Genomic DNA, 23,212 nt, shown 5'->3' with positions numbered 1-23,212 from the left:
TGTTTTTACCCAGTTTTATGGATTGGTTTTGCATGCAGATAATGGACTAAATACTATTGATTGTGGGCATATGCACCAGACGAATAGGTTAACTCATAGCTATGCGTGTAAATTTCGAAAACAACCCCAAAAGGGTCTTCAACATAAACCATTTTATAGGGCTTGTCGTTGGGGTAATACTCGCGTATTGGCATTCGCTGTTTTCCGCCGGCTTCAACTATTTTTTCTGTGAGTGTTTCAATGTCTGGGTCTTGAACGCAAAAGTGGAACAGCCCCGTGTTGAAAGGATTAAATTCAGGAGCTCCTTTTTTGCCGTGAGGAAAAGCGAAGAGTTCAATTCCAATCCCGTCAGACGTTGATAAATGTGCAATTTCAAAGGTTTCCCAATCGTTTCCAAACACATCTATACACATTTGCCCAATAGCGGTGTCGGTTTCTTTTTTTACCGTTGAAGGTGGCATGATTACGTACCAGCCCATTACGTTCTGGTAAAATTCAACTGCTTTTTGGATGTCTGGAACAGTTATGCCTATGTGTGAAAAGGCTTTTGGGTATTTTGAATCTTTCATGTCATTATTTTTTTTGTAAGTTAAGAATATATCATTTTTAATGTTTTGCCTCTATGAGTTCTACAATTTTTTCAGCAGCTAGTTTTGCGGAAGCAGGATTTTGACCCGTTACCAAACGCTCAACAACACTTACTTTTTCTTGCCACATTGCCGCTTTATTTACGGTGGCTCCTCGTGCTATAAGTTTATCTTCTAGTAAAAATGGCACCACGTTTTCTAACTTTACATTGGTTTCTTCTTCGTTGGTAAACACGCTAACCGTTTTACCATCTACCAGATGATTTCCATTGGATAATTTAATGTTTACCAAAGCTGAAGGACCATGGCAAACGGCTGCTACAATACCTTGGTTTTCGTAAATTTGAGCGGCTATTTTGGCTAGTTTTTTGTTATTTGGAAAGTCCCACATGGTTCCATGTCCACCAGCATAATAAATAACATCGTAATCTTTAGCTTTTACTTTTGAAGGTTTTAAAGTATTTTGAAGTTTATTTTGAAATGTAGCATCATTCCAGTATTTGTTGTTCACTTCATCTGTAAGATCAAAACCATCTACCGGTGGGTTTCCTCCTTTAGGGCTTACTAAGGTAATCTGGTAGTTGTTTGTTTGAAACACTTCGTAAGCGTGAGTTACTTCACTTAAATAATAGCCTGTTTCTTTACCCGTTTTACCTAATTCTTGGTGACTGGATAAAACCATTAACACTTTTGGAGCGTCGTTTTTCGTTTGTGCTAAAACTGAAATACTTAACAGTAAAGCGAATACTAATGGGTATAACCGTGTTTTCATTGTTCTCATTTTTTGCTTTAAATTTCTGATGCAAATTTCAGCAAAAACAAGAGGGAGAGCGAGGATGTACATCACGATTTTAAAGTGATGTAGCGCAACATAAAAGTGTGATTTATATCACTTTTTTAACCCTTAAATCGGCTTAAGGTTTCTCTGGACACACCCAAATAAGCAGCTATTAATTTTTTTGGAATGCGTTGCACTAATTTAGGTAGTTTAAATAGCAAATTATCGTAGCGTTCTTCTGCTGTTTGCGTTAATAAGGAAAGAATGCGTTGCTGTAAATTAATAAAACCGTAATTCGCTTTTATTCTGAAAAAATTGGCTATGGCCGGTACGTTTTGGCAAATACGCTCTCTAGATTCGAATGACACACAAAAGAACTCGGAATCTTCAATGCAGTCTACCACTGTTGTGGCTGGTACTTTATTTTGAAACGCATAATAGTCGCTTACCCAATATTCTTCCATAGCGAACTGCAGTATGTGTTCGTCTCCCTTGTCGTCTACAGCATACGATTTTACGAGCCCGTTTATAATCCAAAATTCGCAATCTACGGGCTGCCCGGTTTGAATTAAAAACTGATGTTTTTTTAGTTTTTTATATTCAAAATGAGGCGCAATAAATTCCCACTCTTCGTCTGTAAGCGTTACAATTTCTTCAAAATGTTGCCTTAAGAGTTCGTATTGGTCCTGCATTTGGCAAAATTATTATTTTTAGATAATAATTTTTGAGAAAACTTAACAAAATCCATAAACTAAGGCTTATTAATTAGCTTCTTTGCTCAATAAATTCCTGATGTGTTCACCGTCCCAGTGGTTGTCAAAGGTTACAATGCCTCGTTTAAAATCTTCGTTCAGTAGTTTTTCCTGTTGTTCTATTTCTTTTCGCGCCATAAATACATAGTCTTCATCTCGCTTGGGTTCTGATGCTAATCGTTTTAAACTGGCTTCATCGTACTTTATAAAATTTTGAACTTGACGGTTTAAGGTGTATTTTCTAAAGCCTAATTTATTAAGTGCTTCACTGGCTAAAGCCAAGGAGGTATCTAAAGTTTCGCGGTAAATATTAGTAACGTTAAGATTTAATAATTCATAAGCATCGTAACGGTTTTTAGTGCGCACAAGAAGCTCTACATGAGGATGTTTTTCCTTCACAATTTTACTTATGGCTTTGGCAACAGACACTTTGTTAGTGGCACAAATGAGCAATTTAGCTTCGGCAATTCCTGCAGATTCCAACAAATCTTCACGTGTGGCATCACCATAGTACACCTCAAATCCCATTTTACGAAGGAAATCAACACGATTAGAATCGAAATCTAAAATCGTAGCTTCCACACCATGAGAACGTAAAAATCGGCCAACGGTACTACCGAAATGACCAAAACCAACCAAAATGACTTTTTGCGATTTAGCAATATGATCCATTGGTCGTTTTATAGATTCTTTAGTACCAACCTTCGGAAGAATTAAACGTTCGTTTACCACAGCTAAAATTGGTGTTAAAGACATGGATACTGCGGTAACCACCAACATCATATCCATTTGTTCTTGCTCTAATATATTAAGCTGAAAGGCAAACGATAGTAATACAAAAGCAAATTCACCAACCTGCGCCAAACTAAAAGTCAACAACACATTTTGATCGAGTTTTAATTTGAAAATGCGACCTGTTATGAACAACACCAATGCTTTTATAGCAATAATGGCGAGTAAAATTCCACCAATGGTTAACGGACTATTAGCAATTACTACAAAGTTTATGGATGCACCAACCGCCATAAAAAAGAGTCCGAGTAATAGATTTTTAAACGGTTCTAGCGTACTTTCTAACTCGTGTTTAAATTCACTAGTTGACAATACAACACCACCTAAGAAGGCACCTAATGCTGGACTTAAACCGACAAATTCCATTAAATATGAAATTCCAAATACTATTAAAAATGCAGCCGCAATCAACAATTCTCTAACACCTGTTTTTGCCACTTTACGTAGCATGGGCACCACTACAAAACGACCTGCCAAAATAATAAGGGCTACCGATAATATAATCGCTAAGGTTTGTAATCCAATAGGTAAATTTTGAATTAAACTTGATGCAGAATGTGAAGTGTCATTACTAGCTTGTTCCGATGAATTACTCAACAATGGTAAAGCACCAATCATAAATATAACGATGATATCTTGAAATAATAGTATGGAAAATGAACTGGAACCAAAGGTGGTGTTCATCAAGCCTTTTTCTTTGATGGTTTGTAGGGCAATTGCGGTTGATGATAACGCCACAGCCATACCAATGGCTAGTGCTACTTGCCATTCGTAACCTAAAAAAGCAAATAACATATAAGTTAAACCAATGGTTAATGTAACTTGAATGCCGCCCATACCGAGGATGGATTTTCGCATGTTCCAGAAATTTTTGGGTTCAATTTCAAGTCCGATTAAAAATAGCATCACCACAACACCAAATTCGGCAAAATGCAAAATATCTTCACCTTCTTCACCAATAAAACCTAATACATAAGGACCAATAAGTACACCGGCCAACAAATAACCAATCACCGAACTTAATCCTAATCGTTTTGCTATGGATACACAAATAATGGCACCGGCTAGAAAAACAATCGCTTCAAATAATAAACCTCCAGACATACGTTAAGCAGTTAAAATTTCTAAATCGTTAAGAAAAGAACAGTTTGATAATTGCGCGGTGTTAAAATCACCTTGCAACAAATCGATTAATTGTTCGTATTGGTTGGCGTAATCCAATAAATCTTCATCCGATAAATGGTGCGTGCCCATAACGGCAAAAGGTGGTAAATAATTCATGCCGCATAAATTAGCGGTTTGCTCGTAAGGTCGCAGAAATTCATTTATGGTGTAAGTGTTATAGCCTTCAGAACAATACACCTCACGCGATCCGCCTGTGGTAATCACGTTAAAGATTGTTTTGTTATGAAGTACTTTTCCTTTCGGGCCATAGGCCCAATTAAACTCTAAAACCAAATCCTTCCATTGCTTTAAAATAGCTGGGCTGCTGTACCAGTACAATGGATGGTGCCAAATGACGATGTCGTGCTGTAGTAATAATTCTTGTTCGTGTTGCACATTAATGTGAAAGCTGGGATAATGCTCGTACAAATCGTGAAAAGTGACGTGAGTTTTGTTTTTTAACCGCTCGATGAGCGTTGCATTGACCCTAGATTTTTCAAATTTTGGGTGCGCAAAGAGTATGAGTACCTTTTTCATTGGCTGTATTTGGTTGATTTTATTAGGTTACTGACTTGTAATTTCTTCAGTTAAAGTTAGTAATAATTTAATTTTATCTTCATTATACGCATCGGGGTGTGCGTTATTAGAACTTCCTCTGTCGTTGTCAAAATACGTACTTGATAGCTTTTGTTCAAAACAGGTATTTTGGGCTTTACTTATTTTCATATATAAAGTTTATAAAATAAAAAAGCCACACAGAATGTATTTTACATTTGGTGGCTTTTCTGCTATTAACCAATTATTAAACTAATCTTCAATCAATTTTTTGAATTTCTATTTAACCTTAAACTCACCGTTGGTACGGAGGTAAATTACCGTTTCAGTATCAGTACTTAAGCAGGGTGAAACATGTTTTTTGGCGGCAAAATATGAGCCTGGTTCTAATACGTTTATGGTGGCTTTTTTAGAAAATTGATGCGTTACTTTACCTGATATAACCACAGCTCTAAAATTGGGACTTAAATTTTTGATTTTCCCTTTAAATCCAGCAGGTAATTTTATTAATGAGGCGCGTAGTTGATTTTTATCGTGGCTTCCCCATAAAAATGCGGTTTCAACCTTACTTTTTCCAGAAACCCATTCGATATCGTTAGCGCTTAACCAAACTAAATTGGTTTTATCTACATTAACAGGTTGTTCGCCATAATCAAACGCTTCTGACGTTGGTTTTACCAAATATGGACCTTCCTGAATATCCAGTAATGCTAAATTATCATCACCGTTAGCAGCGGTAATATGAGCTTCGCCAGCAGGCTGTTGCCAATAAGAACCCGATGGCAACCATTGCTTTTCGGCCTTTTCATCATCATTGTGCAATAAACCTTTTATCACCACCCCGCGATACGTAATGTTGTGGATATGGGCGGGCGAAGAAAAACCTTTTTTAAATTTCACTAAAAAACCAGCGGGTTCATTTTTTGTGCGATCGCCCCAAAGTTTTCCGGCAGCCGGACTTTTATCACCGCGTAATGGGTTTAGCCAGCTCCACTCTACTTGGTCTATTGTAACGACTTCGTTTTTAGATTGTCGGTGGTCTGTTGTTGGCGTTTGGGCAAAAGCCGTAACACTTAATAACAGCATTACTAATGTTGTTGTGATTGATTTCATTATTATTTTATTTCCAAGTTACAATCTCATCAAAATCTCTTCTAGATTTTGGGAATTCAGGATCTGCTTTTCTGTATCCGAATGCAGCCATAAATGAAATTCCGAATTTATCAGTATCAACATCAAACTTATCTCTTAATAAAGCTTCGGTTTCTTCAATATGAAATCCTTCAATAGGACAAGAATCGATTCCTGTTAATGCAGCAGCAGTCATCATATTACCTAAAGCTATATATGTTTGCTTTGATGACCAATCGAATAACTTTTTATCTGAATCTAAATTAAAATCGCGCTCTTGGAATTCTCTATAAAATTTAGAGTACATTTCTACAACATCTTCAGGCATTTGCTTAACCTCTTTCATCATGTGCTCAATATATGCTGCATCGTGTTTTACCATAGGCGCTTTCATGGCTAAACCTAAAATAAAGTGGCTTGCAGTATCTAATTTTACTGGTGCTCCCCAAGCTACAGGTTTTAAAAGTTCGCGTAATTCTTTGTCTTGCACTACTATAAAATGCCAAGGTTCAAAACCAAAAGAACTTGGTGATAAATTTGCTGTTTTTAAGATGAAATTGATTTGCTCATCGGTTAATGTTTTTGACGCATCAAATTCTTTTGTAGCGTGTCTGTAGTTAAATGCGTTTAAAATGTCTTCTTGTGCAATGTTTGGTGTATTCATTTTAATTGATTTTTTATGTTTTTAATTTTAACTATCAAAAGTATAGTGACAAAAGTATTGGTAGTTTGTGTTTTGTGCAATAACGGTCATAAATGATAGTATGTTTTTTGAGTAGTTAAATCGTGGGTTTTTCCAGTAAAATCAATGTGTTAAGGTGAGTGTTAAAATAACTATAAAAAGTATAGTTGTGTAATAAATGATAGTTTGGTATCTTTGTTTTTGAAAGTGTTGATTTGCTATGGAAATTGAGTATAAAAAACGGGTGATAAAGTATAACGATAAGGAATTTTCGTGTTCAACAAGCATTGCTATGGAGTTGATTGGCGGAAAATGGAAAAGTGTTATTCTTATTTATCTTTTAAACGGAAAGAAACGGTATAACGAGTTGTACAAGTTAATATCGACTATTACCGAGCGAACTTTAAGCCTGCAATTAAAGCAGCTAGAAAAGGATGGTTTGATAGCCAGGAAAGTTTATACCCAAAAACCACCTTTAAAAGTTGAATATCAATTAACACCATTTGGTGAAACCTTAAGGCCTGTATTGCTTGCTATTGCTAATTGGGGCACCTTAGTGGCAGAAGAAGGAGGTGAAATTATTGAATAGTTCCAGATATTCTGTTAAAAAGAATAGATTTTTTATGTTACTTACAAATAAAAAAGCCCACGATTTAATTTTGGGCTTTTCTCTATTCATGTTGTAGCGAGATTAGAATATTCAAAATTAGTTTTTTAATTACTATTTAGTGTTCAAAACGAGTACGGTTTTCCGTTAAAATGGTTGTTCTCTTTTTTGTTAATTTCGCTAATCGGTTCTAAACTTGTCTTATCCAATAAAAAACTTGCAAAAACTGTTATGAAATTGCAACTTTAATTAGATAAAAAGTTGCAGGGCTGTGTTTACTAGTTCAATAGGCTTGTGTTAACATACTAGCTTTAAAAAAATGATAAATTTTGTTTTGATTAACAACATTTATTAATTTGGCTGATTAAATTCTTTCCTTTGTTGTCTGTTTATAATAAATATTCTGATGAGTTACTTTTAGATTTTCTTAAAGAGGACAATCATCAGGCTTATACTGTAATCTTTAACAGGTATTGTAAGCTTTTAACAAACCATGCCTATAAAATTTTACAAAGTCAGGATGATGCAAACGATATTGTTCAGGAAGTATTTGTCGCTATATGGAATAAACGATATGAATTAAATATTAAAGGTTCTCTAGCTTCATATTTGTTTAGGGCAACTAAAAATAGAATATTAAATCATATAGCACATGAAAAAGTTGTATCTCGTTATGCAGAGTCACTATTAGGCTTTATAGAAAATAATTACACCTTTGCAGATGCTAATCAAAGAGAAGAAGAGTTACGTCTTATTATTGCCAAAGAAATTGAATGTCTTCCTGATAAAATGCGTGAAGTTTTCGTTTTGAGAAAAGTTAATCATTTATCTTATGATGAAATTGCCGATCAATTAAATATCTCTGATAAAACAGCCAAACAACAAGTTTATAACGCATTAAAAAAAATAAGAGCTAAAATAAATCCGTTTTTAATTGTTGTAATTTTTAAACTATATTTTTTTGATTAAAAGCTGTTTGAAAAAACATTGTTACTTCCTTTTAGCTTATAAACCTTCAGTAAAGAAAATAGATTTAACAAAGAAATAATGATTTTTTATTTTTTTTTTGATTTTATCTATGACAAATCATGGTTTTGCCTGTCTTAATAATATACACGGCAATTAAACTATGCTTTAATTATGACAGAAGAAGAAATTTTAACCTTACTAAAAAATTACAGAAACGGAACTTTATCTGATATAGAAAAGGATAAGTTAGAGGCATGGTATTTATATGAATCTTCAAGTAGTAAAAAGGGTTTAAACGAAAACCAGCTAGAAAGCAGTTTTAAATATATTAAGTCTAAACTGCCTGTTAAACGAAATCCAAAGGTTATTGGTCTATGGAAACGTATGGCTGTAGCAGCTTCGGTTGTTTTGGTAATGGCTACCGGATTATATTATTTTACAAAAACATCAGTCTCTCAAGTTCAATTAACGGAAGAGGTAAAAGAAATAGCCCCAGGAGGAAACAAAGGAGTGCTGACACTATCTAATGGTAAACAAATTATTTTAGACAACTTGGCAAATAATGATACCGTTGTAAGCGAAGGCGAGAAAGATGAGGTAACCATTAAAATGAATCCTAACGGACTTGTTTCGTATGAAGTTGATCCTAGTACAGGTAATAATGGTGGTCCAGATACTTATAACACCTTATCAACCCCAATAGGTGGGCAATATAGTATTATTCTTTCAGATGATACCAAAGTCTATTTAAATGCAACTTCTTTATTAAAATACCCAACACATTTTAAGGGAGATAAAAGAGAGGTTGAATTAGAAGGGGAAGCATATTTTGAAGTCGCGAAAGATAAGAGTAAGCCATTTTTTGTGAAATTTAAAAATCAAACCATTGAAGTTTTAGGAACACATTTTAATGTTCAGGCTTATAACAATGAATCTTTTACTAAAACCACCTTGATAGAGGGAAGTATTGCGCTCTCATATAAAGATAAAAAAAACATTATAAGGCCAGGCCAACAGGCTAAAGTAAACGAAGATACAAGTTCTATTGTGGTTGGCAGCGTCGATACAGCAACTGCTGTGGCGTGGAAAAACGGAAGGTTTAAGTTTGATAATGCCGACTTAAAAATGGTAATGAAACAATTAGAACGATGGTACGATATTCAAGTGGAGTATAGAGGAGATATACCTGATTTGAAATTTAACGGAGGAACTTTTATGAATAAAAATTTATCTGAAGTATTAAAAGTACTTGAGCTCAGCAATATAAAATTTGAGGTTGAAGGGAAAACTATTATTGTGTACCCGTAAAATCTGAAGTTTGTCAGTATTATACCAGCTTACAAAAAAACCAGAAGCAGTTGCGTTGCCTCTGGTTGTTAAAGATGTGTAGCTAGTATATATTTTCACAAATGTCTAACTAAAAACACAAGTAAATGTATGAAATTTAATTCAGAATGTAAAACGCCAAAATTAAATCCTGAGAAAAATAATTCAAGGGTAATTGAATCTCGAAACTTAAGAGGTTGTGTATTTTATTTTATGCTGCTTTTGGGCGTTTTAGGTCATGCCCAAAATGTAACAGTCAATTTTAACGAGGTTTCTCTAGAAAAAGCTTTAAAAGAAATAGCAAGACAAGCTGATTATGAAGTTTTTTATGCTCAAAAATTGCTTAAAGACTCAAAAGCGGTTACCATTAGCCTTAAAAATGTCAACCTAAAAAAAGCTTTAGATGGAGTTTTTAAAAACCAAAATTTAAAATATACACTTGCCAATGAAACAATTGTTGTTACTTCATCTGAAACTGAAAACTTATCTGCTCAATTAATTAATGTAACAGGTAAAATTTTAAACAAAAATAATGAACCCTTCCCGGGGGTTACTGTCCATGTATTAGAGACCAATGAGTTTACTATAAGCGATTTTGATGGAAATTTTTCAATGGAAAATGTGCCTTCCAATGGCATAATTGAATGTTCAGGTTTGACCGTAGCCAAAAAATCTTTTCCAATAAAAGGAGAAGCTCAACTAACACTTATTGTTGAGGAGAAAATAACAGAGATGGATGAAGTTGTAGTAACAGGTTATAAAACAATAAGCAGAAAGCATTTAACTGGTGCTGTATCTAAAGTAGATCAAAAAACTCTAAATCAAAATGTTAATTCAGATTTGTTAACAGCCATTGAAGGCCGCGTTGCAGGATTGTTATATCAAAAAAACCCATTTGGAGCATCTGCCGATAGGCCTATTCTGCGTGGTATCGGAACCTTTTCTTCAGTGGAGGTTGGGTATAGTCCGCTAATTGTGATTGATGGTTTGCCCACAGAGCTAACGCTAGATCAAGTTAATCCTTATGACATAGAAAGCGTAAATGTTCTTAAAGATGCTGCAGCGGCATCTATTTATGGCTCAAGAGCAGCCAACGGTGTCATTGTATTAACAACCAAAAAGGGGCATGGGAATTTAAAAGTTAGCATTAATGCAGATTACTTTATCTCAACAAAACCTAATCTTAAAGATTTAAATTATGCACCTACAACTGATATAATCGATTTTGAGCAAGCAGTTTACAATAGAGAGCGGAATAGGTTTGGCGATATAGCCACTATGTTCGATAATTATGGTGAAATAGGTAGCAGTAGAATATTATATTACAGTCCTTTGTATCAGTTAAATAGAGATTTAGAAGAAGGTAATATATCTCAATCTGCTTATGATAATACTATCTCCCAATGGAGAAATAACGATTACATAAAAGATTATAGAGATAACGTTTGGCAAGATGAATTCAGGAAACGTTATAACATTTCTTTTTCAGGAGGAACTAGTAGACAAAATACTTTTGTTTCGTTTAATTATGACCATAATGACAATCGTATAAAGTATAATAAGGATGAATCATTTAACCTTTATGCAAAAAGCAATTATAAAATAAACAATAATTTAGATGTAACTGTTGGGGTTAACGGAACTCTTAGAAATGCTGATATTACAGATTCAAGTTTTGGAGATTTCAATATTCAAAAGCGATATGAACGAATTACAGATGAAAAAGGCAATCTTGTTCTATCTCCATTTGTAGGTATTAGTGATGGTTTTACTTCGAGCGGTGAAATAAACCCAATTGTTGCCTCTCAAATAACTGGTTTAAATGGTTTTAATCCAGTAACATTTAATGTTTTACAAGCACTTCAAGAGGGCGTAACGCAAAGGAAATCTTTAAACTTGAGAGCCTTTGCTAAACTAAGATTGAAATTATGGAGAGGACTTAGCCTTAGCTCCCAATTTCAACATGAAGCTGTGAGAACAGATACCGATCAATATTATGAGCAAGATTCCTATAAAATGCGCTATGCTATAAATACTTTAACAGGGTATGATTCTGATAGCGATACATACAGTTATTTGGACGGTTTTTCTGAAGGTGGCCGTTATAGACAATCTACAAGACAAGCGAGAAACCATTCCTTTAGAAATCAATTAGATTATAGAAAGGAATTTGGTGAAGGCGAGCATTTTCTTAGCGCAATAGCTGGTTTTGAAATGCGTGAAACTTTTGTTCCAAGAAGTGTTGAAAGTTTAAATTATGGATATAATCCTGTAACATTGAATTTTACCACGTTAAACACGCAAGATCTTAGTGAAACAGGTGTTCCAAGTTACATATATGGGCGTAATAAGACTTTATCTGCTCCGTCAAGCGTTCAACAAGAAATATTACATCGATATTTTTCCCTTTACAGTGCGGTTAATTATACCTTGTTATCAAGGTACAATTTAACTGGAAGTTACCGTGTTGATAGAGCTGATCTTTTTGGTGTTGATTCAAAAAATAAAAATCGTCCATTGTGGTCCGTTGGTCTAGGTTGGAATATAACTAACGAGAATTTTATGGAAGGAACAAATTGGGTTAACTCATTAAAATTAAGAGCGACCCATGGTTATACTGGGAACGTTGATCAGTCAACAACTCCATACGTTATTGCAAGATGGAGGAATGACAGGCTATATCGGTCATTAGAATATATTGACATTACTACTCAGCCAAACCCAAAGTTAAGATGGGAGAAAACTGAAACTACAAATTTAGGGCTGGATTTTAGTGTTCTACAAAGTAAATTGCGAGGAAGCATAGATGTTTACCGCAAGTATAGTACAGACTTACTAACAACCACCGATTTAGATCCTACAGTTGGAGCTCTAACAAGGAGAATTAATGCAGGTGCACTGCTTAATAAAGGTGTAGAGTTAAGTATTGGTTCTGATTGGTACAACAGAGGAGATTTTCAAATGGGATCCAACCTAATATTTAGTTTTAATAAAACTACTGTAGATAAAGTTACTCGAGAACCATCAGATGCATTTGTGTATGTTAGTTCTCCATTAGATTACTTCATCGAAGGAGAAACTTATAACAGTTTATATGCTTATAAGCATGGAGGCATTACTAATGGATACCCTTATGTACTAGATGAAAATGGAGAACCGTCAATAACTTTTGATGATGATGGAAATCCTTTGTCTAATAGCGTAAGAACTATAACAAGTCCTGATGCTCTCGTAAACATGGGTAGTTTACTCCCAAAATATACGGGTTCCTTTTCTCAAAGATTTTCATATAAGCAATTTGAATTAAACTTCTTGCTTGTTTTCTCAGGTGGAAACGTCATGAGGAAGGATGTGTTGTCTCTAAATTCCGATAACCTAACCGATATGAGAATTACGGATCGCTATACTGATTCTCAAAGAAACAACAATACACGCTTATTTGTAGACTTTGATGAAAGCGTAAGAAATAATGCTAGTACTATTAGTACCCAATGGATAAATTCTGATGTAAATGTAGTCGATGGCGATTACGTAAAACTAAGAAACATTTCATTAGCGTACAACCTTCCAGAATACGTTACAAAAAAGATTAAGTTGTCATCAGCGAAAATGACATTTCAAGTGAATAATCTTTGGTATTGGAGTGCCGCAGGAAATGGGATTGACCCAGAGGTATATTCGCCCAATTCTGGTACGCGAGGTACTTCATTACCTAAAACCTTTTTAGTCGGACTTAACCTTAACATTTAAAAAACGATGAAACATATATTCAAATTTATTTTTCCGATACTGTTAATAGTAATATCTTCTTGCGAAGATTATACTGATATTACGCCAAAAGGAGCGCTGGTTATCAATGCCGCTTCAGATTTCCATAAAATGGTGTCTCTGCCTAATAGAGCATATCCAGTAAATAACTTTCAATATCTATCAGATGATCAATGGATGAAAGAGTCTAATGTAATAGGGCAAACACCAAATATTGATATCATCAATTTTACTTTTGATGAAACTACAGATAGAGTTGCTTTACTTGAAAGTTCAACTTTTTACAATCAAGCATACTCATATATCAATAGATGGAATACAATTATTTCTCTGGTTGATGATAGTGAAGGTGATGAATATACCAAGCAATTAGCAAAAGCTGAAGCTAAAATTTACCGAGCCTTCGACCATTTTCTATTGGTAAACACCTATGCCAAAGCCTATGACCCAAATACGGCTGCAACAGATGGGGGAATTTGCATTATGGATAAATTTGATTTGGAAGCACAACCTAAAAAATCAACTGTAGCAGAGGTTTATGATTTTATACAAAGGGATATTGAAGCAGCTCTACCATACATAGAAGAAGTTCCGCTAGATGTATACCATCCGTCTTTAGCTTTTGCTTATGCCTTAAAAGCTAAGGTACATTTGTTCAAAAGAGAGGTGGCTGATGCAAAACAGGCAGCAGAAAAGTCTCTTAGCTATAACAATCAAATTTTTGATTTAGTAGCTTATAATGAACAGGGAGGCCCAAATGCGGTATCCGTACCTGCAGAAGATAACGTAGAAGTATTAAGTTACATGTACATGTCAGGATATACCGAGATGAATTTTGCATTCATTTCTATCATTAGTCCAGAATTGGTTAACCTTTTTGGAGATGACGATGCACGTTTTAATTTGTTTTTTAATTCAACATCAACTTCATTTTTAGATCCAGGATCCAATACCGCATATTGGAACGTGCGTTACAAAAAATACTTCAACCCCACGGTAGGCATGAAAACTACCGAAGTATATTTAATGCTAGCAGAATGTTACGCTAGAGAGAATAAGTTGAATGAGGCTGTTGAAATCTTAAACACTTTGAGAGCCAAACGAATACTTTCAGAAACAACAGATTTGCAAGTGCCCTCAACAAGAAAGGAGACCATGGAACTTATTATAAGCGAACGTAGAAAAGAGTTGCTTTTTGGGTTCCATCGTTTTTTCGATCTTAAGCGATTTAATAACGAACCCGAGTATGCCAAAACCATAACCCGTGTATTTCCTATTGTGAATCAAACCGTTCCGCAGGAAACCTACGTTTTAAAACCAGATTCTAAATTATATATTATTCCATTCCCTTTGTCTGCGCTTAAGAAGAATCCTAGTCTTACCTTAAATACAAACGAAAAAGTACCATTTTAATTATGATTAACAAATTAGTATATGCAATGCTAATCCTGGTTATTTCAGGGCAACAGTGTTTAACTGCACAAACAGACCTAGACAAACAGACAGATAGCACGCAACAAAAAGGTATCGAAGCTTATAGTAAACTAATAAGTAACGATTCTTTGACCAAGAAGGGTTTGTTTTCTGTTAGTAAAGTTGACGATAAACTATACTTTCAAATACCAGATAGTTTATTTAATCGGTATATGTTAGTGGTAACAAGATATCTGTCAACTCCAGAAGGCATGGGCCGTTTTGGAGGAGAGAAGGCCAATGAACAAACTATTTATTTCCAGAAGGGGAATAACAATAACGTGTTTTTAAGATCTTTAGAATACAAACAAGATGTACGCTCTGAAGATGCTATGTTAGCTAAAGCGTTGGCTGGGAGTAATGAGAACCCCATTATAGAATCCTTTCCCATAAAGTCAATCAATCCGGTAACAGGTAACATTGTTATCGAGGTAACTGATGCTTTTAAAAAGGATAACCCTGTATTTTCTTTATCAGATAAAGAGAAGACAGATCATAAATTATCATCACAGGCAAACGATAGATCTTTTATTGAAGAGATAAATGTTTATGCTATTAACGTTGAGGTTAAAACCATTAAAACTTTTAAAAAATCGTTGTCTTCTGTAGGAAGTATTACGCTTAGATTGAACACATCCATCGTTTTGTTGCCAAAAGTTCCAATGCGCAAACGGTTTTTTGATGAGCGCGTTGGATATTTTGCTAATAAATATGTGCTGTTTTCCGACGAACAACAGCGAGTTGAATCAAAACATATTGTTCAGCGTTACCGCTTAGAGCCAAAGGAAGAGGATATAGAAAAGTATCTTAAAGGCAAGCTAGTAGAGCCAAAAAAACAAATAGTTTATTATATAGATCCTGCGACACCAAAAAAATGGAGACCCTATTTAATAGCGGGAATCAATGATTGGCAGGTAGCTTTTGAAGCTGCTGGGTTTAAAAATGCCATTATAGGAAAAGAATGGCCAGAAGACGACCCTACAATGAGTCTAGAAGATGCGCGCTATTCGGTAGTTAGATATTACGCCTCTGAAATCCCTAATGCTTACGGACCAAGAATAAGCGACCCCCGAAGTGGAGAAATTATTGAAAGTCATGTAGGCTGGTATCATAACGTAATGAAACTGGTTCAGCAGTGGTATATGGTTCAGGCTGGACCTATCGATCCAAGAGCAAGAAAAATGCATTTAGATGATGAGGTTATGGGGCAACTAATTAGATTTGTGTCTTCGCATGAAATAGGTCATACTATAGGTTTGCGCCATAACATGGGGGCTAGTATAGCAACACCAGTGGAAAAGCTTAGAGACAAGGAATGGGTTGAAGCTAATGGGCATACTGTTTCAATAATGGATTATGCACGTTTTAATTACGTGGCTCAACCAGAAGATAATATTAGCCCAAAAGGAATATATCCTAGAATAGGAATTTACGATAAGTGGGCTGTTAACTGGGGGTATAGATTTTTTCCAAATGCTCAAGATGAGTACCAAGAAGAAGACATGTTGTTAAAAATGACCACGGAAGCTTTAACTACCAATCCTAAATTATGGTTTGGAGGTGAAGGAAAAGATAGAAATCCGCAAAGCCAAAGAGAAGACCTTGGCGACGATGTTGTATTAGCAAGTGACTATGGAATTAAAAACTTAAAGCGCGTTGTTGATAATTTAATAAGTTGGACTTATGAACCAAACGATGCATATAATAATCTATCTGATATGCATAAAGTAGTTGTAAGGCAGTACCAAAGATATTTATATCACGTTTTAAAATACATTGGAAACGATTATGAAGTAAAGAAAACAGTAGAGCAAAGTGGAGCAGTATATCGGCAAGTACCAAAAGAAAAGGTTAAAAGAGCCATTGATTATGTGGGAAGACAATTGTTTGAGGCACCTTTATGGATGTACCCAAAGCAAATAGATCAATTAATTTCTTTAAAAACAAGTGAAGAAATCTCAGAGGAACAAAATCAGGTTTTATTAATGTTATTGAGCTCGGGTATGCTTTATAATTTAAGTCAGAAATCGATTCAATACGAGGATGCCTATACGGTTCCAGAATTTTTAAATGATTTAAAGAAAACAGTTTGGATAAAATTTAAAGGTGATGAAAAATTTGATTTTTATAGACGAAGCCTTCAGCGCAGCTATGTTGAAAAAATAGAAAAGCTGCTCGTAACGTCATCAGAAAAATTATTAACCACAGCTCAGCGAAGTGATGTTGTTTTATATGCAAAGCAACACCTTTTAGAGCTAAAAAAAACAGTTAATAGATTAATAAAAGGAGAGAAGGGGATCAATAAATCTCATTTAGAGTTTATTTTAATAGAGATTGAAAAAATCAATAAAAAAATCAATAAAACAACATGAAAAAATTATTAATAGTCTTGACTTTAGGTATATGCAGTTATTCACAAGCTCAATTATCATCTAGCCAAGAAGTTTCCGAGGATTTGGTTGAAAAAAGAGAAGTGCTTAAACGGAAAATCACAGATAATTATTTGAAAATAAAGGAACACCTATTACAATCTGATAGTGAAGGAGCGATATCTCATTCTATAGAGTTTAAAAATTCCCTAAACCTCTTTAAATTCAAAAAGTTAACTTTAGATCAAATGAGCGAGGCTACAAAAATACGAACAGAACTTATAGAAGTAGCGTCTCAGTTAACCGAAACCTCAAACATAAATCATCAACGTGTGTTTTTTGAAAGTCTTTCTGTAAAGTTTTGGAAAATTGCAGATAAGCTGAAAGCAGATAATGTTGAATTACATCAGCAAGTATGTCCAATGACAGGTGTTACCTGGGTAAGCGATAGTAAAGAAATTAAAAATCCATACTACCCTAAAAATATGTTGTCTTGCGGAGAAGTTAAAGCAAGTATGTAATAGTTTAGTGTAATGAGTGTCTAGTAATTTATTAATACTGAATTAGTCTTTTTGACCGGCGTCATTGTGGTCGTCGGTCTTTTTTTGAGTTAGCTTATAAGCATACTTTTAAGACACGTTTATGATTAGTTTTAGCAAGATGCGCAAATCCTTTACTGCTATTTTTATATTCTAAAACTAAGAAAGATATTACGATAGAGGTTATTTGTAGAACGTTTCTTTAAAATATGCCCATAACCTCTACAATTAATTAAATTTCGTAAATTTGTATTGCTAATGGAAAAATTATCTTATAAAATAATGGCTTTGTTAATGGCGGTATTAGTATTAATTACTACAACGTCGTTTACTATCGATATGCATTATTGTGGGGATACTTTAGTAAAAATGGCTCTTTTTAAAAAAGCCAAAGACTGTGGCATGGAAATGGAAAAACCATCTGCTGATGAAGGCTGTTCTATTACCAAAAAAAATTGTTGTGACGATAAGCAATTATCAATTGAAGGTCAAGATGAGTTACAATTAACCGTTGATAAAATTTCTTTTAAGCAACAAGTATTCATTGCAACTTTCGTATATACTTACATAAACCTTTTTGAAAAGTATAATTTAGATATAAACTCTTTTATAGAGTATAAACCACCTTTGGTCGTCAGGCATTTATACAAGATTGACGAAACATACTTAATTTGATTTTTAAACAATAGACTTTTTTATCCTATGACTGCAATGTCGTAAGGATAATTTGCTGTATTCGGTGTTTTTCTTACACCAATGTCTAACTGTTTAATAATCAAAGCCAATGCTCAATAAAAGCATCAAATTTTTAATAGAAAATAAACTCGTTGCAGTTCTGCTACTCGTCCTTTTTGTAGGATGGGGAACGGTTAATGCACCTTTCAATAGGGATACTGGTTTCTTACCAAGTAATCCAGTTGCTGTAGATGCCATACCAGATATAGGCGAAAACCAACAAATCGTTTTTACCAAATGGGATGGTCGCTCACCACAAGATATAGAAGACCAAATTACCTATCCATTAACCACATCATTATTGGGTATTCCTGGAGTAAAAACCATTCGTAGCTCGTCTATGTTTGGCTTTTCCAGTATCTACATCATTTTTGAAGAAGATATAGAGTTTTACTGGAGTCGAAGTCGCATTCTCGAAAAACTAAATTCCTTACCAAGTGGTTTATTACCTGATGGTGTTAATCCTGCTTTGGGACCAGATGCTACAGGATTAGGTCAAATATTTTGGTACACACTCGAAGGTCGTGATGAAAATGGAAATGTAACGGGTGGTTGGGATTTGCACGAATTACGTAGTATTCAAGATTACTATGTAAAATATGCATTGTCATCTGCAAGTGGTGTATCTGAAGTTGCATCTATTGGTGGTTACGTGCAAGAATATCAAGTTGATGTAAACCCAGAGTTAATGCGTCAATATAATATTGGCTTGCACCATATTGTAAAAGCAGTTAAAGAAAGTAACCGAGATATTGGAGCACAGACTTTAGAAATCAATCAAGCCGAATATCTGGTACGTGGTTTGGGTTATGTGAAATCCATAGCAGACATCGAAAATGCAGTTGTAACTTCAGAAGATTACACAGCTATCAAAATTAAAGATGTGGCAAAAGTGTCTTTAGGTCCTGCAACAAGACGTGGAATTTTAGACAAAGAAGGTGCAGAAGTGGTTGGTGGTGTTGTAGTAGCACGTTATGGCGCTAACCCAATGGAAGTGATTAATAATGTAAAAGCCAAAATAAACGAATTAAGCGCAGGACTACCTACAAAAACGTTGGCAGATGGTAGAACATCACAAGTAACTATAGTACCATTTTACGACCGTACAGAATTGATTCAAGAAACATTGGGTACACTCAATGAAGCCTTAACTTTAGAAATACTCATTACCATTTTGGTCATTATCATAATGGTATTTAATCTTCGTGCTTCCGTATTGATTTCAGGGCTATTACCTGTTGCGGTGTTAATGGTATTTATAGCAATGAAGCTCTTTGGTGTCGATGCCAATATTGTAGCACTATCAGGCATTGCTATTGCTATTGGTACAATGGTAGATGTTGGTGTCATACTTTCAGAAAACATCGTAAGGCATTTAGACGAAAACGAAAACAAATTACCAATAAACACAGTCGTTTACAACGCAACAGCAGAAGTATCTGGTGCAATCGTAACCGCAGTAATGACAACCATTATCAGTTTTATTCCTGTATTTACAATGATTGGTGCAGAAGGAAAACTATTTAGACCATTAGCATTTACTAAAACCTTTGCTTTAACAGCGTCCATAATTGTAGCCTTATTTCTAATACCACCGTTTGCGGCCTTTTTATTCCGAAAAAAGAGCATTCAAAAACATTTTAAATATGCTTTAAACGGTGTTTTAATAGTATTAGGAATAGCAGCAATAATTTATGGATATTGGTTAGGTGTCATACTCATCGCTTTTGGTGTGACAGCTTTATTGAATCTTCAAAACAAGATTTCAGATAAACAGGCAAACTTTGCCAACATCATCATTTCGGCTTCAGCAATTGTATTCTTATTAGCAGAATATTGGCGACCGTTAGGCGTAAATAAAAGCATCTTCTTAAACCTCATTTTTGTAGCTATTATTTGTTTTGGTTTGTTAGGTGTATTTGGATTATTCATTAAATACTACACACGTATTTTAAGATGGTGTTTAGACCATAAATTATTATTTCTTTCCATACCTACAGCAATTGTCATTGCAGGATTTTTCATAATGAAAAATACAGGTAAAGAGTTTATGCCATCATTAAATGAGGGTTCTTTTCTGTTAATGCCTACCTCAATGCCACATTCGGGTGTAGAAGAAAATAAGCGCGTTTTGCAACAATTGGATATGGCAGTAGCAAGTATTCCAGAGATAAAAACTGTTGTTGGTAAAGCAGGAAGAACTGAATCGGCTTTAGATCCTGCACCATTATCAATGTATGAAAACATCATTCAATACAAACCAGAATATATGCTGAATGATAAAGGAGAACGTCAGCGTTTCAAAGTCAATGAAGACGGTGAATACATATTAAAAAATGGTATGTCATTGCGAGCGGAACACCGTGAAGCGTGGCAATCTCTAAATGCAAAAGAACAACTAATCCCAGACGATGATGGCGAGTTTTACAGAAACTGGCGACCAGAAATACAATCACCAGACGATATTTGGAACGAAATTGTAAAAGTCACCAAATTACCAGGTGTCACATCAGCACCAAAATTACAACCTATTGAAACTCGATTGGTAATGCTACAAACAGGTATGCGTGCACCAATGGGAATCAAAATAAAAGGACAAGATTTAAAAGAAATTGAAGCCTTTGGAATGCAGTTAGAAACCATTTTAAAAGAAGCTGAAGGTGTAAAGGATGAAGCCGTTTTTGCAGACCGTATTGTAGGTAAACCGTATTTACTTATTGATATTGACAGAGAAAAAATTGCACGTTATGGTGTAAGTATTGAAGAGGTGCAAAACGTATTAAAAGTAGCTGTTGGTGGTATGTCATTAACCCAAACCGTTGAGGGTCGTGAGCGTTATGGCGTTCGTGTACGTTATCCAAGAGAATTACGAGCAAATCCAACCGACTTACAACAAATTTATGTACCTGTTGAAAAAGGCAGTCCTGTACCTTTAAACGAATTGGCAACCATTCGTTACGAACAAGGACCACAAGTCATAAAAAGTGAAGATACCTTTTTGGTAGGCTATGTGTTATTCGATAAAATGGATGGTTATGCAGAAGTAAATGTAGTTGAAAATGCACAGGCGATGATTCAAAGCAAGATTGATGCAGGTGAATTAATTGTACCAAAAGGCATTAACTATCAATTTACAGGAACTTATGAAAACCAATTACGTGCCGAAAAAACCTTATCGATAGTTGTGCCTTTAGCATTGGCTATCATCTTTTTAATTCTGTACTTCCAATTCCGTTCTGTCGGTACATCCTTAATGGTTTTTACAGGGATTGCAGTAGCGTTTGCAGGTGGTTTTTTAATGATATGGTTGTACGGACAATCGTGGTTTTTAAACTTCAGTGTCTTTGGTGAAAACCTGCGTGATTTATTCCAAATGCATACCATTAATTTAAGTGTAGCTGTTTGGGTAGGCTTTATTGCGCTTTTTGGAATTGCCACCGACGATGGTGTGGTTATGGCAACCTACTTAACACAGACATTCGACAGAAATTCACCAGAAACAAAAAAGGAAATTAGAGCCTCTATTGTGGAAGCAGGTGAAAAACGTATTAGACCGTGTTTAATGACTACAGCAACAACCATTTTAGCACTCTTGCCTGTACTCACATCAACAGGACGAGGTAGTGATATTATGATTCCTATGGCAATACCGAGTTTCGGTGGAATGTTAATAGCTTTAATCACCTTATTTGTTGTGCCAGTTTTATATAGCTTGAAAGCCGAAGTTCAACTTAAAAGAGCATCAAAATGAAATATAAATCAATACACATAAAAATCGTCTTGGCTCTTGGCTCTTGTTTCTTGAGTCTTTTTGTAAACGCTCAACAATTAGAAACATTAATTGATGAAGCGTTAGAAAACAATCCCGAAATTCAAAAATTTGAGTTGCAATACAAACGAGTTTCAGAAAAAGTGAATGAAGTCAACACCATTCCAAACACCGAATTTGGCGTCGGTTACTTTGTTAGCGAACCCGAAACACGCACAGGCGCTCAAAGGTTTAAAGTATCAGCAAAACAAATGTTACCTTGGTTTGGTACAATTACCTCTCGTGAAGATTATGTAACCGCATTGGCAGATGCGAAATACGAAGACATCGTTATTACCAAACGTAAACTAATGGCTTCAGTATCGCAATCCTATTACAAACTGTATGCAAACCAAGCAAAAAAGCAAATATTGAGTGATAATATTAAATTGTTGGAAACCTACGAAACAATGGCATTGACTTCTGTTGAGGTAGGTAAAGCGTCAGCAGTAGATGTATTGCGTTTGCAAATGCGACAAAACGATTTACAGCAATTAAAAGATGTGTTGCAACAACAGTTTTTAGCAGAACAAACTAATTTTAATAACCTTTTGAATAGGAAAAATGATGTTGTAGTTACTGTGGTAGATAGCTTAACAATTCCGATAGAAGATTTTGAAATCAATACTGAAAATTTATCAATACATCCTGAATTAGTAAAGTTTGATAAACTCTACCAGTCTGTAGAAAAGTCAGAATTACTAAATCAAAAAGAAAGCAGTCCAATGATTGGTTTTGGATTAGATTATATAAATGTTTCCGAAAGACCAGATATGAATTTCTCGGATAACGGGAAAGATATTGTAATGCCAATGGTATCGGTGTCAATTCCAATATTCAATAAAAAGTACAAATCTATTTCCAAACAAAACGAACTGGAACAGCAAGAAATCAATTATCAAAAACAAGAGCGTTTAAACAATTTAAAAACGGTATTAGATAAAGCTATTAACGACCGAATTTCAGCAAGAATAAGCAATAATACAGCAACAAAAAACCTAAAACAAGCTAAAGATGCAGAGCAAATTCTCATCAAAAGCTACGAAACTGGCACGATTGATTTTAACGATGTCCTTGATATTCAAGAATTGCAGTTAAAGTTTCAAATGAACCAAATAGAATCCATTAAAACCTACTATGTTCAAAGTGTCATAATTAATTATTTAATTCAGTAAAC

General features: G+C 34.7%; 18 protein-coding genes. 10 read left to right on the top strand and 8 right to left on the bottom strand.

The window, feature by feature from the left end; translation table 11 throughout:
* Positions 1 to 53: 53 nt before the first annotated feature.
* The 8 genes from HC176_RS09360 to HC176_RS09325 form a co-directional block, all read right to left on the bottom strand.
* The gene (locus HC176_RS09360; RefSeq protein WP_167917926.1) at positions 54 to 569 is read right to left on the bottom strand and encodes a lactoylglutathione lyase family protein; all 516 of its coding nucleotides are present in this window, start codon (positions 567 to 569) and stop codon (positions 54 to 56) included.
* Between the two features lie 37 nt (positions 570 to 606).
* On the bottom strand, positions 607 to 1,359 hold the full coding sequence (locus HC176_RS09355; protein ID WP_167917925.1) for a type 1 glutamine amidotransferase domain-containing protein: 753 nt from the start codon (positions 1,357 to 1,359) through the stop codon (positions 607 to 609).
* Between the two features lie 125 nt (positions 1,360 to 1,484).
* The gene (locus HC176_RS09350) at positions 1,485 to 2,057 is read right to left on the bottom strand and encodes a Crp/Fnr family transcriptional regulator (RefSeq protein WP_167917924.1); all 573 of its coding nucleotides are present in this window, start codon (positions 2,055 to 2,057) and stop codon (positions 1,485 to 1,487) included.
* A gap of 69 nt (positions 2,058 to 2,126) precedes the next feature.
* Positions 2,127 to 4,013, bottom strand: coding sequence for a monovalent cation:proton antiporter-2 (CPA2) family protein (locus HC176_RS09345; protein ID WP_167917923.1), 1,887 nt, complete (start codon positions 4,011 to 4,013; stop codon positions 2,127 to 2,129).
* 3 nt (positions 4,014 to 4,016) lie between these two features.
* A complete protein-coding gene (locus tag HC176_RS09340) occupies positions 4,017 to 4,610 on the bottom strand; it encodes an NAD(P)H-dependent oxidoreductase (RefSeq protein ID WP_167917922.1) in 594 nt (197 codons plus the stop codon).
* 27 nt (positions 4,611 to 4,637) lie between these two features.
* Positions 4,638 to 4,799 (bottom strand): hypothetical protein, encoded by a 162-nt coding sequence (locus HC176_RS09335; RefSeq protein WP_167917921.1) that lies wholly within the window; start codon positions 4,797 to 4,799, stop codon positions 4,638 to 4,640.
* A 108-nt stretch (positions 4,800 to 4,907) separates the two neighbouring features.
* A complete protein-coding gene (locus HC176_RS09330) occupies positions 4,908 to 5,741 on the bottom strand; it encodes a DUF4437 domain-containing protein (RefSeq protein ID WP_167917920.1) in 834 nt (277 codons plus the stop codon).
* Positions 5,742 to 5,748: 7 nt separating this feature from the next.
* Positions 5,749 to 6,423 (bottom strand): NAD(P)H-dependent oxidoreductase, encoded by a 675-nt coding sequence (locus HC176_RS09325; protein WP_167917919.1) that lies wholly within the window; start codon positions 6,421 to 6,423, stop codon positions 5,749 to 5,751.
* Positions 6,424 to 6,661: 238 nt separating this feature from the next.
* Between HC176_RS09325 and HC176_RS09320 the strand changes: the two genes are divergently transcribed.
* From HC176_RS09320 to HC176_RS09275, 10 genes are all read left to right on the top strand, one after another.
* Positions 6,662 to 7,030: a winged helix-turn-helix transcriptional regulator gene (locus HC176_RS09320; protein ID WP_167917918.1), complete on the top strand. Its 369-nt coding sequence runs from the start codon at positions 6,662 to 6,664 to the stop codon at positions 7,028 to 7,030.
* Positions 7,031 to 7,429: 399 nt separating this feature from the next.
* Positions 7,430 to 8,017, top strand: coding sequence for an RNA polymerase sigma factor (locus HC176_RS09315; protein ID WP_167917917.1), 588 nt, complete (start codon positions 7,430 to 7,432; stop codon positions 8,015 to 8,017).
* A 171-nt stretch (positions 8,018 to 8,188) separates the two neighbouring features.
* On the top strand, positions 8,189 to 9,325 hold the full coding sequence (locus HC176_RS09310; RefSeq protein WP_167917916.1) for a FecR family protein: 1,137 nt from the start codon (positions 8,189 to 8,191) through the stop codon (positions 9,323 to 9,325).
* A 129-nt stretch (positions 9,326 to 9,454) separates the two neighbouring features.
* The gene (locus HC176_RS09305) at positions 9,455 to 13,093 is read left to right on the top strand and encodes a SusC/RagA family TonB-linked outer membrane protein (RefSeq protein WP_245234868.1); all 3,639 of its coding nucleotides are present in this window, start codon (positions 9,455 to 9,457) and stop codon (positions 13,091 to 13,093) included.
* A gap of 6 nt (positions 13,094 to 13,099) precedes the next feature.
* The gene (locus HC176_RS09300; RefSeq protein ID WP_167917915.1) at positions 13,100 to 14,524 is read left to right on the top strand and encodes a RagB/SusD family nutrient uptake outer membrane protein; all 1,425 of its coding nucleotides are present in this window, start codon (positions 13,100 to 13,102) and stop codon (positions 14,522 to 14,524) included.
* 2 nt (positions 14,525 to 14,526) lie between these two features.
* Positions 14,527 to 16,956, top strand: a complete 2,430-nt coding sequence (locus HC176_RS09295; RefSeq protein WP_167917914.1) for a zinc-dependent metalloprotease — start codon at positions 14,527 to 14,529, stop codon at positions 16,954 to 16,956.
* Positions 16,953 to 17,474 carry a DUF3347 domain-containing protein gene (locus HC176_RS09290; protein WP_167917913.1) on the top strand — a complete coding sequence of 174 codons (522 nt, stop codon included), beginning with the start codon at positions 16,953 to 16,955 and terminating at the stop codon, positions 17,472 to 17,474. Before HC176_RS09295 ends, HC176_RS09290 begins: the two co-directional genes overlap by 4 nt.
* Positions 17,475 to 17,750: 276 nt before the next feature.
* The gene (locus tag HC176_RS09285; protein ID WP_245234867.1) at positions 17,751 to 18,167 is read left to right on the top strand and encodes an HYC_CC_PP family protein; all 417 of its coding nucleotides are present in this window, start codon (positions 17,751 to 17,753) and stop codon (positions 18,165 to 18,167) included.
* Between the two features lie 109 nt (positions 18,168 to 18,276).
* A complete protein-coding gene (locus HC176_RS09280) occupies positions 18,277 to 21,978 on the top strand; it encodes an efflux RND transporter permease subunit (RefSeq protein ID WP_167917912.1) in 3,702 nt (1,233 codons plus the stop codon).
* On the top strand, positions 21,975 to 23,210 hold the full coding sequence (locus tag HC176_RS09275; RefSeq protein WP_129760625.1) for a TolC family protein: 1,236 nt from the start codon (positions 21,975 to 21,977) through the stop codon (positions 23,208 to 23,210). Before HC176_RS09280 ends, HC176_RS09275 begins: the two co-directional genes overlap by 4 nt.
* The last annotated feature ends 2 nt before the right edge of the window (positions 23,211 to 23,212 follow it).

This window comes from Tamlana crocina (assembly GCF_012037625.1).
The sequence above is the reverse complement of the archived record's forward strand: the minus strand, read 5'-3'. Positions and strand labels throughout refer to the sequence as shown.

Excerpts from the sequence above, each read along its gene's own strand:
- HC176_RS09330 (WP_167917920.1), bottom strand. The coding sequence starts at position 5,741 with ATGAAATCAATCACAACAACATTAGTAATGCTGTTATTAAGTGTTACG.
- HC176_RS09345 (WP_167917923.1), bottom strand. The coding sequence starts at position 4,013 with ATGTCTGGAGGTTTATTATTTGAAGCGATTGTTTTTCTAGCCGGTGCC.
- HC176_RS09350 (WP_167917924.1), bottom strand. The coding sequence starts at position 2,057 with ATGCAGGACCAATACGAACTCTTAAGGCAACATTTTGAAGAAATTGTA.
- HC176_RS09285 (WP_245234867.1), top strand. The coding sequence starts at position 17,751 with ATGGAAAAATTATCTTATAAAATAATGGCTTTGTTAATGGCGGTATTA.
- HC176_RS09320 (WP_167917918.1), top strand. The coding sequence starts at position 6,662 with ATGGAAATTGAGTATAAAAAACGGGTGATAAAGTATAACGATAAGGAA.
- HC176_RS09340 (WP_167917922.1), bottom strand. The coding sequence starts at position 4,610 with ATGAAAAAGGTACTCATACTCTTTGCGCACCCAAAATTTGAAAAATCT.
- HC176_RS09290 (WP_167917913.1), top strand. The coding sequence starts at position 16,953 with ATGAAAAAATTATTAATAGTCTTGACTTTAGGTATATGCAGTTATTCA.
- HC176_RS09295 (WP_167917914.1), top strand. The coding sequence starts at position 14,527 with ATGATTAACAAATTAGTATATGCAATGCTAATCCTGGTTATTTCAGGG.
- HC176_RS09310 (WP_167917916.1), top strand. The coding sequence starts at position 8,189 with ATGACAGAAGAAGAAATTTTAACCTTACTAAAAAATTACAGAAACGGA.
- HC176_RS09305 (WP_245234868.1), top strand. The coding sequence starts at position 9,455 with ATGAAATTTAATTCAGAATGTAAAACGCCAAAATTAAATCCTGAGAAA.
- HC176_RS09355 (WP_167917925.1), bottom strand. The coding sequence starts at position 1,359 with ATGAAAACACGGTTATACCCATTAGTATTCGCTTTACTGTTAAGTATT.
- HC176_RS09335 (WP_167917921.1), bottom strand. The coding sequence starts at position 4,799 with ATGAAAATAAGTAAAGCCCAAAATACCTGTTTTGAACAAAAGCTATCA.
- HC176_RS09280 (WP_167917912.1), top strand. The coding sequence starts at position 18,277 with ATGCTCAATAAAAGCATCAAATTTTTAATAGAAAATAAACTCGTTGCA.
- HC176_RS09275 (WP_129760625.1), top strand. The coding sequence starts at position 21,975 with ATGAAATATAAATCAATACACATAAAAATCGTCTTGGCTCTTGGCTCT.
- HC176_RS09300 (WP_167917915.1), top strand. The coding sequence starts at position 13,100 with ATGAAACATATATTCAAATTTATTTTTCCGATACTGTTAATAGTAATA.
- HC176_RS09360 (WP_167917926.1), bottom strand. The coding sequence starts at position 569 with ATGAAAGATTCAAAATACCCAAAAGCCTTTTCACACATAGGCATAACT.
- HC176_RS09325 (WP_167917919.1), bottom strand. The coding sequence starts at position 6,423 with ATGAATACACCAAACATTGCACAAGAAGACATTTTAAACGCATTTAAC.